At 71.6% G+C, this 13,502-nt stretch carries 11 protein-coding genes and 1 pseudogene; 10 read left to right on the top strand and 2 right to left on the bottom strand.

Annotated features, from left to right (window positions below):
- Positions 1-85 precede the first annotated feature (85 nt).
- The 3 genes from ACFZDK_RS32675 (at position 86) to ACFZDK_RS32665 (ending at position 1,751) form a co-directional block, all read left to right on the top strand.
- Positions 86-781 carry an SDR family NAD(P)-dependent oxidoreductase gene (locus ACFZDK_RS32675; protein ID WP_390977504.1) on the top strand — a complete coding sequence of 232 codons (696 nt, stop codon included), beginning with the start codon at positions 86-88 and terminating at the stop codon, positions 779-781.
- 17 nt (positions 782-798) lie between these two features.
- Entirely contained in the window at positions 799-1,335 is a 537-nt protein-coding gene (locus ACFZDK_RS32670) for a GNAT family N-acetyltransferase (RefSeq protein WP_390977503.1), read from the top strand.
- Positions 1,336-1,619: 284 nt separating this feature from the next.
- On the top strand, positions 1,620-1,751 hold the full coding sequence (locus ACFZDK_RS32665; protein ID WP_015493350.1) for a hypothetical protein: 132 nt from the start codon (positions 1,620-1,622) through the stop codon (positions 1,749-1,751).
- Positions 1,752-1,830: 79 nt separating this feature from the next.
- Here the strand turns inward: ACFZDK_RS32665 and ACFZDK_RS32660 are convergent, their stop codons facing one another.
- Entirely contained in the window at positions 1,831-3,396 is a 1,566-nt protein-coding gene (locus tag ACFZDK_RS32660) for a fibronectin type III domain-containing protein (RefSeq protein WP_390977502.1), read from the bottom strand.
- A 132-nt stretch (positions 3,397-3,528) separates the two neighbouring features.
- Here ACFZDK_RS32660 and ACFZDK_RS32655 point away from each other — a divergent pair, with 132 nt between their 5' ends.
- From ACFZDK_RS32655 to ACFZDK_RS32640, 4 genes are all read left to right on the top strand, one after another.
- The gene (locus tag ACFZDK_RS32655) at positions 3,529-4,572 is read left to right on the top strand and encodes a 3-isopropylmalate dehydrogenase (RefSeq protein WP_390977501.1); all 1,044 of its coding nucleotides are present in this window, start codon (positions 3,529-3,531) and stop codon (positions 4,570-4,572) included.
- 239 nt (positions 4,573-4,811) lie between these two features.
- Entirely contained in the window at positions 4,812-5,900 is a 1,089-nt protein-coding gene (locus ACFZDK_RS32650; RefSeq protein WP_390977500.1) for a branched-chain amino acid aminotransferase, read from the top strand.
- Positions 5,901-5,981: 81 nt separating this feature from the next.
- The gene (locus ACFZDK_RS32645) at positions 5,982-7,055 is read left to right on the top strand and encodes a hypothetical protein (RefSeq protein ID WP_390977499.1); all 1,074 of its coding nucleotides are present in this window, start codon (positions 5,982-5,984) and stop codon (positions 7,053-7,055) included.
- A 14-nt stretch (positions 7,056-7,069) separates the two neighbouring features.
- Entirely contained in the window at positions 7,070-8,371 is a 1,302-nt protein-coding gene (locus ACFZDK_RS32640; RefSeq protein ID WP_390977498.1) for a KamA family radical SAM protein, read from the top strand.
- 6 nt (positions 8,372-8,377) lie between these two features.
- On the opposite strand, the pseudogene ACFZDK_RS32635 reads toward ACFZDK_RS32640, so the two are convergent.
- Positions 8,378-9,898 (bottom strand): annotated as a pseudogene (locus ACFZDK_RS32635) (cytosine permease).
- Positions 9,899-10,023: 125 nt separating this feature from the next.
- Here ACFZDK_RS32635 and ureA point away from each other — a divergent pair.
- From ureA to ACFZDK_RS32620, 3 genes are read left to right on the top strand one after another with little or no spacing between them, the layout of a single operon-like run.
- Entirely contained in the window at positions 10,024-10,722 is a 699-nt protein-coding gene (gene ureA, locus ACFZDK_RS32630; RefSeq protein ID WP_390977497.1) for an urease subunit gamma, read from the top strand.
- A complete protein-coding gene (locus ACFZDK_RS32625; RefSeq protein ID WP_390977496.1) occupies positions 10,719-12,431 on the top strand; it encodes an urease subunit alpha in 1,713 nt (570 codons plus the stop codon). The genes ureA and ACFZDK_RS32625 overlap by 4 nt, the downstream gene beginning before the upstream one ends.
- A 24-nt stretch (positions 12,432-12,455) precedes the next feature.
- A complete protein-coding gene (locus tag ACFZDK_RS32620; RefSeq protein ID WP_390977495.1) occupies positions 12,456-13,493 on the top strand; it encodes an agmatine deiminase family protein in 1,038 nt (345 codons plus the stop codon).
- Positions 13,494-13,502 lie beyond the last annotated feature (9 nt).

Raw genomic sequence — 13,502 nt, 5'->3', positions numbered from 1 at the left:
CTGCCTCCTCGGCGATCCTGGTACCGCCGTTCCTACGGTCGAGGCGTCCCTGGCAGCGGGCCCGCGCCGGGCAGACGATCGACGCATGACCATCACCTTCATCACCGGGGCCAACAAGGGCCTCGGCCGCGAGACCGCCCGCCGTCTCACCGGGCTCGGCCACACCGTGCTCGTCGGCGCCCGCGACCCGGAGCAGGGCGCCGCGGCCGCCGCCGCGCTCGGCGCGCGGTTCGTCCGGATCGACGTCACCGACGACGCCTCCGTGGCGGCCGCGGCCGCCGACGTCGCCGCCCACGAGGGCCGGATCGACGTACTGATCAACAACGCCGGTGTCTCCGGCCCGCACGGCGACCCGGCCGAGCTCACCGCCGCGGACGCGTTCGGCGTCTTCGACGTCAACGTCTTCGGCGCCATCCGCACGACGACCGCCTTCCTCCCGCTCCTGCGCCGCTCGCCGGACCCCGTCATCGTCAACGTCAGCAGCGGCATGGGGTCGTTCGCGCTCACCCACGACCCGGAGCGCGTCGAGTCCTCCGTCGTCGCGCCCCTCTACACCGCCTCCAAGTCGGCCCTGACCATGCTCACCACCCAGTACGCCAAGGCCCTGAAGGACATCCGCGTCGACGCCGTCGACCCCGGCTACACGGCGACCGACCTCAACGCGCACAGCGGTCCGCAGACCGTCACCGAGGGCACCGACGCGATCGTCCGTCTCGCCACCGAGCCGCCCGGGGCCGGCACGGGCCGCTTCGTCGACCGAAACGGACCCGTCAACTGGTAGCTCCCGATACTGGGTTCATGTCACTTCGTATCGCGCACACCGCCGACCTCGACCCCGCCGAGCTCCGGGCCGCCCGTGACCTCCTGCACGGGGCCTTCGGCGGGGACTTCGAGGACAGCGACTGGGATCACGGGCTGGGCGGCCTGCACGCCCTCGTCCATGACGACGCCGGACTCGCGGCCCACGGCTCGGTCGTGCTGCGCCGCGCCCGGTACCGCGACCGCTGGCTGCGCGTCGGGTACGTGGAGGCGGTCGGCGTCCGGTCCGACGCCCGCCGCAGAGGACTGGGCGGGCAGGTGATGGCGGCCCTGGAGAGAATCGTCGACCGGGCGTACGACCTCGGTGCGCTCGGCGCCAGCGACGACGGCGCCCGTCTCTACACCGCCCGGGGCTGGCAGCTCTGGCCCGGCCGGATCTGCGCCCTGTCCCCGGACCGGGGCATCGTGCGCCTGCCGGAGGAGGAGGGCTGTGTGTTCGTGCGTCCTGCCCTCGCGGGCGCCCTGGACCCGGCCCACGAGCTGGTCTTCGACTGGCGCGACGGGGATGTCATGTAGTCCGTTGATCCGACTGCAGCAGTCGCCCCATCTATCAAAACCCCAGTTCACAGCCGTGTGACTCACTCCACCGTCTCAGATAGTAGGAAGTCCGAGTAATTGTGCAGACAGATGCGGGCGGCTCCCTTACTTTTGTAGGAGCCGAACGTCTCGCTCGATCAAGCGAATGGCGGTCGTGAGCCGGGCCCCGTGCAGGCAACCCCTGCGGCACCGCTCCCCGCCCCTTCCGGCGTCTCGTAACCCCCCTGCCGTACTCCACGTATGTGCTGAAGGAGTCGATTCCCATGGCCGAGACGACCGTCCGCCGCCGAGTCCGCCACGTGTCCCGCACGAGCGAGTCCGACCGCAAGAACGCCGCCGCCGCCCTGCAGCGCGCCCTCGACCGCCGCGACAACGGCGGCGAGACCGGCCACTGAGCCGGACCGCCCCTCAGATCGGGAGCCGCACCCGCACGGGGTACGGCGCGGCCGGGACAGCCGCGCCGTACCCTGCGGATCACTGCCCGCGCCGTACCTCGAAGTGGTCGATCCGCGCACCGCTCTGCGCGAGCGCCGACACCTTCAGCCTCGGGGCCGTACCGGTCTCCGCCTCGACCTTGAGGAAGGAGAAGCCGGTGTACCGCACCCGGGACCACTCCACCGTCTCCGCCACGCTGTGCTGCCCCTTCGTCCAGTGGGAGCTGTCCACCGCGCCGTGCCGGGTGACGTGCCCCTCGTAGCTGTCCTTGACCCCCGAGGGGAACCCGTACAGGCCGCGTCCGCCGCCGCCCGCGGTGACGTGGACGATGCCGTCCCGGGTCGGGTCGGTCGAGCCGCCGATCGGGACCGCGCGGCCGACCTCGCCGCCCCGCACCGCGTCCGTGCGTTCGTAGACGTGGTTGTGCCCGTTGATGACCAGGTCCACCTGGTACCGGGTGAACAGCGGCAGCCAGGCCGCCCGGATCCCGCCGTCGGAGGCGTGCGAGGACGTCGAGTACGCGCAGTGGTGGAAGAAGACGACCACGAAGTCCACGCCCGGCGCCGCCCGCAGCTCCTTCAGCTTCCTCTCCAGCCACCGGGTCTGCCGGCCGCCGCTGTAGCCGAGGTTGGCGGGGATCTCGTACGACACGTCGTTCGCGTCCAGCGCCACGAAGCCGACGTTACCGTAGGTGAACGCGTACACGCCCGGTGCCCCGTGCGGGTCGAAGCCGTTGTCCGGGAGGGCGAAGCGGGCGTACTGGCCGCCGTAGCCGTCGGGGGAGTACCAGGCCTCCATGTCGTGGTTGCCGGTCGTCACCATCCACGGGACCGAGCGGGCCACCGGGTCGTTCTGCTTCAGGAACCGGTCCCATTCGCGGGCGTCGTAGCCGTCCGAGGTCTTCCCGGCGCCGTTGCCGTCCGCGTAGCAGATGTCGCCGGCGTGCAGGTGGAAGGCCGGTTTCTGCTTCAGCAGCGCGCTGTCACTGGCGCGGCCGGCCTGGCTGACCCCCTGGTCGCCGAAGGCCGTGAACACGAACCGCTCCGGACGCGCGGGCGCGGTGCGGAAGGAGGCGATGGCGGAGCGGTGGGCCGGGGCGGCCGGGTCCCAGCCCTCGTGGCCGACGCCGTAGTAGTACGTCGTGCCGGGCGTGAGGTCGTCCAGGGCCGCGTGCACGTAGTACTGCTCGACCACCGGGCGCACCCCCTGCACCCCGGGCGTGTGCAGATGCCGGATCTCCGCCGCGACCTTCTGGCCCAGGGCGTCCGGCCGCGACCCGATGCGCACGAACGGCTTCCGCACCGCGAACGGCACCTGCCAGGAGACCCGCATCCGCGTCCGCGGGTCGGAGCCGAAGGCGAGATGGCGGCCGAACGGCACGACCGCCGCGCCGCGGACCGCCGAGGTCGCCGGAGCCGGGTCCGCCGACTTCGCCGTCCGCGCGCAGCCGGCCAGCAGGCCACCGCCCGCCAGAGTGCCCGCCATCGCACCCGCCGACACCAGCGTGCGGCGGCTCACCAGCCGCGTGCGCAGATACTCGTACTGCTCGGCCATGCTCATCCGGGCGGCGAGCCGCGGCGGAATGCCGAAGTCGGGGATGTCCATACCGGGGACGATGCCCAGCGCGGGCCAACACCGGTCACACGTACGGGTGAACGCCGGGCGACGGAACGACGCGCCATGTCCGTATGACGGACAGCGTGTGTCATCCCATGGGACGAGGAGTAGGGTGCCGACATGTCTCGCAGCATCAATCTCGCAGTGATCCCCGGTGACGGCATCGGGCAGGAAGTCGTGGCCGAAGGCCTCAAGGTCCTCTCCGCCGTCCTCCCCGAGGACGTGAAGCTGGAGACCCAGGAGTACGACTTCGGCGCCAAGCGCTACCACGCCACCGGTGAGACCCTCACCGACGCCGACCTCGACGCGCTGAAGAAGCACGACGTCATCCTGCTGGGCGCGATCGGCGACCCGAGTGTCCCCTCCGGCGTCCTGGAGCGCGGCTTCCTGCTCAAGCTCCGCTTCGCCTTCGACCACCACGTCAACCTGCGCCCGTCGAAGCTCCTGCCGGGTGTCGCCACCCCGCTGGCCGGCGAGCCGGAGATCGACTTCGTCGTGGTCCGCGAGGGCACCGAGGGCCCGTACACCGGCAACGGCGGCACCATCCGCAAGGGCACCGAGCACGAGGTCGCCACCGAGGTCTCCGTCAACACGGCGTTCGGTGTCGAGCGGGTCGTCCGGGACGCCTTCGCCCGCGCCCAGGCCCGCCCGCGCAAGAAGCTCACGCTGGTCCACAAGAACAACGTGCTGACCTTCGCCGGGCACCTGTGGACGAACATCTTCAACAAGGTGGCCGCGGAGTTCCCCGAGGTCACCACGGACTACATCCACGTCGACGCGGCGACCATCTACCTGGTCACCGACCCCGGCCGGTTCGACGTCATCGTCACCGACAACCTCTTCGGCGACATCATCACCGACCTCGCCGCGGCCGTCTCCGGCGGCATCGGCGTCGCGGCGAGCGGGAACATCAACCCGAGCGGCGCGTACCCGTCCATGTTCGAGCCGGTCCACGGTTCCGCGCCCGACATCGCCGGCCAGGGCAAGGCCGACCCCACCGCCACGGTCCTGTCCGTCGCCCTGCTGCTGCGCCACCTCGGCTACGAGGCCGAGGCCGCGCGCGTCGAGGAGGCCGTCACTGCCGACCTCACCGAGCGCCAGGGCAAGCCCGCCCGCTCCACCTCGGAGATCGGCGACGCGCTCGCCGTACGAGTAGCCGGCTGACCCGAGCCACTCGAAGCACGACTTCGAAGCCGCCGGGTCGCACACGTGCCCGGCGGCTTCCCCATGCCTGCCGCCGGGTGTCACCATCTACCCCGGTCCGCTTTCACCCCGATTCCATCCATCCCGGCCCCCGCGCGATAATCGAACGCGGAGCCGCGGTATGAGGGAATGCTCGGACGTCCTACGAGACAAGGGTGTGAGCGCGGCCCATCACTACAACCGGTGAAGGACTACCACTCATGACGACGCCCACGATCGAGCTCAAGCCGTCCGCGCACCCGACCGCCACCGCCGAGCGCGAGGCGATCCTGGCCAGCCCCGGATTCGGCCGCCACTTCACCGACCACATGGTGACGATCAAGTGGACCGAGGGCCGCGGCTGGCACGACGGCCAGCTCGTTCCGTACGCGCCGATCCCCCTCGACCCGGCCACCAACGTCCTGCACTACGCCCAGGAGATCTTCGAGGGTCTGAAGGCCTACCGCCGCCCCGACGGCACGGTGGCCACCTTCCGCCCCGACCAGAACGCCAAGCGCTTCCAGCGTTCCGCCCGTCGGCTCGCCATGCCCGAGCTGCCGGTGGAGACCTTCATCGAGGCCTGTGACGTGCTGGTCCAGCAGGACAAGGACTGGGTCCCGGCGCACGGCGGCGAGGAGTCCCTCTACCTGCGCCCCTTCATGATCGCCACCGAGGTCGGCCTGGGCGTCAAGCCGGCCAACGAGTACCTCTTCCTGGTCATCGCCTCCCCGGCCGGCGCCTACTTCCCCGGCGGGGTCAAGCCGGTCTCCATCTGGGCCTCCGAGGACCGCGTCCGCGCCGTCCCCGGCGGCATGGGCGACGCCAAGACCGGCGGCAACTACGCGGCCTCCCTGCTCGCCCAGGCCGAGGCGGCGGCCCAGGGCTGCGACCAGGTCTGCTACCTCGACGCGGTCGAGCACAAGTGGGTCGAGGAACTCGGCGGCATGAACCTGTACTTCGTGTACGGCGACAAGATCGTCACCCCCACCCTCACCGGCTCCATCCTGGAGGGCGTCACCCGTGACTCCCTCCTGACCGTCGCCCGCGACCTCGGCTACGAGTCCGAGGAGGCCCGCGTCTCCATCGAGCAGTGGCAGCGCGACTCCGAGAACGGCACCCTCACCGAGGTCTTCGCCTGCGGCACCGCCGCCGTCATCACCCCGGTCGGCACGGTCAAGCGCACGAACGCCGAGTGGCAGCAGTCGGGCGGCGAGCCCGGCGCGGTCACCCTCCGGCTCCGCGAGGCGCTGCTCGACATCCAGCGCGGCACGGCCGAGGACAAGCACGGCTGGATGCACCAGCTCGGCTGACCGATCTTCGGCTGTCCGTTCGACGCGTATCACCTCCCCCGTACGGGTATCTCCTGATTCCACACGGGGGAGGGAACACGCGTGAGCGGACGATCGCCGATGCCACGACTGCGCTGGCTGATGCGCACGTTACGCACACCGCGCCGCCCGCAGAGCCTCACCGTGCTCGCCCTGCTCACCGCCGTCGCGGGTCTGCTGCTGTGGCGGGCCTCGACGATGGACAACTACGGGCAGAACCTCGCCCTCAACCTCGGCACCGACATCGTCGGCGTGGTCGTCACCGTGTTCGTCATCGGCCCGCTGATATCCCGGGCGCAGGAGGGCCGGGTCCGCGAGCACACCCGGCTGGACTACGAGTGGTTCGCCGCACAGGTGTACGGCTCCACGTCCAACGTGAAGGTCCTGGACACCTTCTCCAACCTGTTCGGCCCGCAGTTCTCCGAGCGGCTCTTCCGGGGCGTCAGATCCGCCACCGCGAGCGGCACCCGCGTCCAGATCCTGCTCCTGGACCCCGACTCGCTGGCCGTCATCCTGCGCGGCCGTGAACTGGGCGAGCAGAGCGCCGACATCCGCCGCGACATCATGCGCAACCTGCGCACGCTCGACGAGTTCGCGCGCCGTCTGGACGCCACCTCCCGGCAGCTGCTCGAGGTACGGCTGTGCGCCACCTCCCCCGGTGTCACCCTCTACCGCTGGGACGAACGCTGTCTGGTCTCCTTCCTCACCGTCGGCCGGCTCTCCGGCGAGGGCGTCCAGCTGGAGGTCGCGGTCCGCTCCCCGCTCGGCACCTTCGTGGAGCAGCGTTTCGACGAACTCTGGCAGCAGGGCAAGCCGATGGAACGCTTCACCCACCTCCCCGTCACGCTCGTCGACGCCACCGACGGGCGACGGGAGTTCACCTGCCGCTTCGTCTTCCTGGAGGACCGGCTGTACGTCGCCGCCCCCGACCTCGTCACCTACCTGGCCCGCCGCCGGCTCGACCAACTCAGCGCGTACAGCGCGGCGCTGGACGCCACCGGGGCGCACGAAGTGATCGTCGTCGACGACGAGAGCGAGCTGCACCGGCGGCTCATCCACCACTTCGGGGAGAAGTACGATGCGCACGCGGCCGCCTTCGTGGAGTTGCGGCCGTCCACGGTCCTGGTCACGGAATAGAGGGCCCCCGCACCATGAGTTCAGCGCACCACCCCCGCTTTCGCGCCTTCACGCCCCGTGACCTGGACGGTCTGCTGCGGCGTGTGACCCTGACGGACGATCAGCGACTGGCGCTGCGGGCCGTCTCCTCGGTCCTGCCGTTCCGTACGAACGCGTATGTCGTCGAGGAGTTGATCGACTGGTCGGCCGTACCCGAGGACCCGGTCTTCCGGCTGACCTTCCCGCAGGCCGCGATGCTGCCCGCCGCCGACGTCCGCCGGATGGCCGGGCTGCTGGCCGGGGAGGCGCCCAAGGCCGAGGTCCTGCGCGCCGCGCACGAGATCCGGATGCGGCTCAACCCGCACCCCTCGGGCCAGCTCGACGCCAACGTCCCCGTGCACGAGGGCCGCCGGCTCACCGGACTGCAGCACAAGTACCCGGAGACGGTGCTGGTCTTCCCGCGCCAGGGCCAGACCTGTCACGCCTACTGCACCTACTGCTTCCGCTGGCCGCAGTTCGTCGGCGAGGCCGACCTGCGCATCGCGACCGACGACATCGACGCCACCACCGGCTATCTCCATGCCCACCCCGAGGTGAGCAGCGCGCTGATCACGGGCGGCGACCCGCTGGTGATGAGCACGGAGGTGCTGCGCCGCTATGTCGAGCCGCTCCTCGCGATCGACACGATCCGCTCGGTCCGCATCGGCACCAAGTCGCTCGCCTTCTGGCCGTACCGCTTCACCGCCGACCGGGACGCCGACGACCTGCTCCGGCTCTTCGAACAGGTCGTGGCGAGCGGCCGCCATCTCGCGCTGATGGCCCACTTCACCCACCCGCAGGAACTCCGCCCGCCGGTCGTCCGGGAGGCGATGCGCCGGGTCCGCGACACCGGGGCCGTGATCCGCTGCCAGGGTCCGCTGGTGGCCGGGATCAACGACAGCGCGGACGCCTGGGCCGAGCTGTGGGAGCAGACCACCACGCTCGGCGCCGTGCCGTACTACCAGTTCGTCGAGCGGGACACCGGCCCCCAGGGCTACTTCGGCGTCCCCCTCGCCCGCGGCCACGCGATCTTCCGGGACGCCTACGCCCGCGTCTCCGGCCTCGCCCGCACCGTCCGCGGCCCGGTCATGTCGGCGATGCCCGGCAAGGTCTGCGTGGACGGCGTCGCAGAGGTGGCCGGCGAGAAGGTCTTCGTCCTCCACCTGATCCAGGCCCGTGACCCGGCGCTGGTCGACCGCCCCTTCTTCGCCGCGTACGACGAGGGCGCGACGTGGTTCACGGACCTCAAGCCGGCGTTCGGCGCGACGTCGTTCCTGCCGGGGCTGGAGCCGGGGTGACGGTGCTCACACGCCGGACGAGCTGGTCAGTGGTGCGGACCGGCTTTCGTCCTCGTGGTCGATACCCGTCCGGCGCGTGGTGAGCAGCAGGTAGACCGCCCCGCCCACGGCTCCCGACAGCAGGAAGCTGCAGTCCACCCCGCCCGTCAGCGACAGCAGCGGGCCCTCGTACGACGGGAGGGAGACCGCCAGGAGGCCGACGCCCGCGCCGATCGCCCAGGATGCCGTCGCCTGGATGTTCCAGCCGGACCGGTACCAGTAGATCCCGCCCCGCGAGCGGCGGTTGAAGACCTGGAGGGCGTCCGCGTCGTAGACGCCCCGGCAGCGGGCGAAGCCGATCAGGGTGATGACCGCCCACGGGGTGCCGATGGCGGTGAGCAGGAGGACGAAGGACGTCATCGCGGACTGGGCGTTCCAGGCGATGGGGGTCCCCCCGGGCGCGAGCGAAGCCGAGCGTTTGGGGGAGGCCGACGAAGACGCAGGCGGTGGCGACGAGGGCGACCGTGCAGGTGGCGCGGGCGCGGGACGCGCGGGGCAGGATCGCGTCCAGGTCGAGGCCCATGGAGTAGAGCATCAGGCCGGCGTTGCCGACCGAGCCGGCGGAGGCGGAGAGGAGCAGGGGGACCAGGTACCAGGTGGGGGAGGTCGAGACCAGGGGGCCGGCGTAGTCCGTCGCCGCCCGGGCCGCGTACGCGGTGAAGGTGCCGAAGAGCTGGGGGACCCGGAGGCCGAGAACCAGGCCCAGCCAGGTGCCGTGCAGGACCCGGCGGGAGGAGTGGCGGGCGGGGGAGATGTAGCGGGTGTAGTCGCCGAGGAGGGTGATGAAGGCGACCGGGCCGGTGAGGCCGGCGGCCACGGCCGCCAGGCACCACGTCGGCCAGAAGCCGCCCAGGAGGTAGCCGCCGGCCTCCGGGAGCGCGGAGGTGGTGAAGTGCGGGGCGTAGGCGAGGACGCCGAGGAGCAGGAGGGCGGTCATGCCGACGGCGAGGACCTTGGACATGGCGAGCAGCACCCGGTAGCCGTAGACCGCGCCCGCCACCGTCGCCGCCGCGAGCACCGTGTAGACGACGGCGTACGACCCGCCGTTCGCCGGGAGACCGAACAGCCGGCCCAGCACGCTCACCATCACGTCGCCGCCGATCCAGACGGTGAGCGCGGTGTAGCCGAGGGCGAGGAGCAGGCCCACCACCGAGCCGACCAGCCGTCCGCGCACCCCGAACTGGGCGCCGGAGGAGGTGGAGAGGTTGGTCGCGGTGCGCAGGGAGACCAGCGCGAGCGGCGCGGTGAACACCGTGCCGACCAGCGTGCCCGCCACGATCGCGCTCACCGACGACCACCAGCCGAGCCCGAAGGACGGCGGCAGCCAGCCGAAGATGATCACGCCGAGGCAGAGGTTGGAGCCGAGCAGGATCGAGACCAGGTCCTTGGGGCCGCTGGTGCTCCCCCACGCTCTCAACTGCGTTCGAGCGCGGGAGGTACCCCCATCCCGTCCGGGATGGTGTCGACTCCGCGTTGTTCTATCGGCATGGCTGGCTCCCTCGGATCACACTGCGTTTAGAACGGCATTCAATGTGGGTCTGACGTGCCGGTCGTCAAGGCTTTCCCTCGGCGAAGTCTTTGATTAGAGTGGCGTTCCAAATGAAGGGAACGAGATGCGGCTGACCCCCACGGAACGTGACCGGCTGCTGCTCTTCGGAGCCGCCGAGCTGGCCCGTGCCCGCCGTGCCCGGGGCCTGAGGCTCAACGTGCCGGAGGCCACCGCGCTGATCGCGGACACCGTCTGCGAGGCCGCCCGGGACGGCAGGCGGCTCGCCGAGGCGATCGAGGCGGCCCGCTCCGTCCTCGGCCCGGCCGACGTGCTGCCCGGCGTCGCCGACATCGTCACCGAGGTGCATGTCGAGGCCGTCTTCGACGACGGGTCGAGGCTCGCGGTCGTCACCGACCCGATCGGGGGCGGCGGACTGGGGGAGGAGGGTCCGGGCGCGCTGCTGCCGGGGCCCGAGCACGCCGACCCGGAGGCGGTCGTACGGCTGACCGTCACCAACACCGCGTCCGTCCCCGTCTCCGTCACCTCGCACTTCCACTTCTTCGAGGCCAACCCGCGCCTCGACTTCGACCGCGGCGCGGCCTACGGTCTGCGGCTCGCCGTGCCCGCCGGGTCGTCCGTGCGGTTCGGGCCGGGGGAGTCGCTGGAGGTCGGTCTGGTGCCGATCGGCGGCGCCCGGGTCGCCATCGGTTTCGCCGGGCTCGTCGACGGACCGCTGGACGCCCCCGGCGCCCGCGAGGAGGCCCTGCGCCGGGCGGCCGCCTGCGGATACCTGGGCATTCGAGAGCAGGAGACCGAGCGATGAGCCGCCCCGGAGGCCACCCCGCCGAGGCCCGCCGCCTCACCCCGCACGAGTACGCGGCCACCCACGGCCCCCGGGCCGGTGACCGGATCCGGCTCGGCGACTCGGGGCTCGTGATCCGCGTCGAGGACGACTCCCAGCGCTACGGCGACGAGTTCCTGGCCGGTTTCGGCAAGACGGCCAGGGACGGGCTGCACCTCAAGGCCGCCGCCGTCCGGGAGACCTGTGACCTCGTCGTCAGCAACGTCGTCGTGATCGACGCCGTGCTGGGGATCCGGAAGGTGTCCATCGGCATCCGCGAGGGGCGGATCTGCGCGATCGGACGGGCCGGGAACCCCGACACCCTCGACGGGGTGGACGTCGTGGTCGGCACTGGGACGTCCATCGTGTCGGGGGAGGGGCTGATCGCCACCGCGGGGGCCGTCGACACCCACGTCCATCTGCTGTCGCCGCGGATCATGGAGGCCTCGCTGGCCTCCGGTGTCACGACGATCATCGGGCAGGAGTTCGGGCCGGTGTGGGGCGTCGGGGTCAACTCGCCCTGGGCGCTGCGGCACGCGTTCGGCGCCTTCGACGCCTGGCCGGTCAACATCGGCTTCCTCGGGCGGGGTTCGTCCTCGCACGCGGCCCCGCTGGTCGAGGCCCTCGCCGAGGGGGGCGCCTCCGGCTTCAAGGTGCACGAGGACATGGGCGCCCACACCCGCGCCCTGGACACGGCCCTGCGGGTCGCCGAGGAGCACGACGTCCAGGTCGCCCTGCACAGCGACGGGCTGAACGAGTGCCTCTCGGTGGAGGACACCCTGCGGGTGCTGGAAGGCCGCACCATCCACGCCTTCCACATCGAGGGCTGCGGCGGCGGCCATGTGCCCAACGTGCTGAAGATGGCCGGAGTGCCGAACGTCATCGGCTCCTCCACCAATCCCACCCTGCCTTTCGGCCGGGACGCGGTCGCCGAGCACTACGGGATGATCGTCTCCGTCCACGACCTGAAGACGGACCTGCCCGGCGACGCCGCCATGGCCCGCGACCGCATCCGCGCCGGGACCATGGGCGCCGAGGACGTGCTGCACGACCTGGGCGCGATCGGCATCACCTCGTCCGACGCGCAGGGCATGGGCCGGGCGGGGGAGACCGTCCGCCGTACCTTCGCCATGGCCGGGAAGATGAAGGCCGAGCTGGGCGCCCCGGACGACGGGCACGACAACGAGCGCGTACTGCGCTACATGGCCAAGCTGACCATCAACCCCGCGATCGCCCACGGGCTCTCGCACGAGGTCGGCTCGATCGAGGTCGGCAAGCTGGCGGACATCGTGCTGTGGAGCCCCGAGTACTTCGGCGCCAAGCCACAGCTCGTCCTCAAGTCCGGCTTCCCCGCGTACGGCGTGACCGGCGACCCGAACGCGGCCACCGACACCTGCGAACCCCTCGTCCTGGGGCCGCAGTTCGGCGCCCACGGCGCGACCCCCGCCGAGATCTCGGTGGCCTTCGTCGCCCAGGCCGCCCTCGACCAGGGCCACGACACGATGCCCACCCGGCGCCGCCGGGTCGCCGTCCGCGGCACCCGCGGCATCGGCCCCGCCGATCTGCGGCTCAACTCCCGTACCGGAGCGGTCGACGTCGACCAGCGCACCGGCCTGGTCACCCTCGACGGCGAGCCCATCCGCTCGCAGCCCGCCGACTCCGTCTCCCTCAGCCGTCTGTACTTCCTGTAAACGTCACCTTCTGTGAGGACCCCCATGAACAAGGCAGCCTCCGACGGCTTCCGGATGCCCGCCGAGTGGACTCCGCACGAGCGCACCTGGATGGCCTGGCCGGGCCCCAACCCCACCTTCGACGACCCGGACGACCTCCTCGCCTCCCGGGTGGCCTGGGCCTCGGTCGCCCGGGCCGTCCTGCGCTTCGAACCGGTGACGGTGGTCTGCGGCCCCGGCCAGTCGGCGCACGCGCGGACGCTGCTCGGCCCCGGCGTCGACACCGTCGAACGGGACCTCGACGACGCCTGGATGCGGGACATCGGTCCCACCTTCCTGACGAACGGGCGTGAACTCGCCGCCGTGGACTGGACGTTCAACGGCTGGGGCGCCCAGCACTGGGCCCGCTGGGAGCACGACGCGAAGATCGCCGCGTACGTCTCGGACCTCGCGGGCGCGAGGACGTACGCCTCGAAGCTGGTCAACGAGGGCGGCGCGATCCACGTCGACGGCGAGGGCACCGTCCTGCTGACCGAGACCGTGCAGCTGGGTCCCGAGCGCAACCCGGGCTGGACGAAGGAGGAGGTCGAGGCGGAGATCCACGGGATGCTCGGCACCCGCAAGGCGATCTGGCTGCCCCGCGGCCTCACCGGCGACTACCCCCCGCACGGCTTCGGCACCCTCGGGCACGTGGACATCGTCGCCGCCTTCGCCCGCCCGGGAGTCGTGGTCGCGCACTCCCAGCCGGACCCCGCGCACCCGGACCACGAGGTGACCCAGGAGGTCATCGGCCTGCTGCGGTCCCAGACCGACGCGCGCGGCCGCACGCTGGAGGTGGTCGAGGTCCCGGCCCCCACCGTCCTGGAGGCGGACGGGCACTGGGCCGACTACTCCTACATCAACCACTACCTCTGCAACGGCGGAGTCGTGCTCTGCGGCTTCGACGACCCGCGCGACGAGATCGCCGCCGGCATCTTCCGCCGTCTCTTCCCCGAGCGGACGGTGACCCTGGTGGACGCCCGTACGATCTTCTCCGGCGGTGGCGGCATCCACTGCATCACCCAGCAGCAGCCGAGGGTCTAGGAGCCCGAC

Origin of the sequence: Streptomyces sp. NPDC007901 (assembly GCF_042959465.1) — a bacterium.
GTDB lineage: Bacteria > Actinomycetota > Actinomycetes > Streptomycetales > Streptomycetaceae > Streptomyces.
Note: the sequence above shows the minus strand (reverse complement) of the source record. Positions and strands in the feature narration are given on the sequence as shown.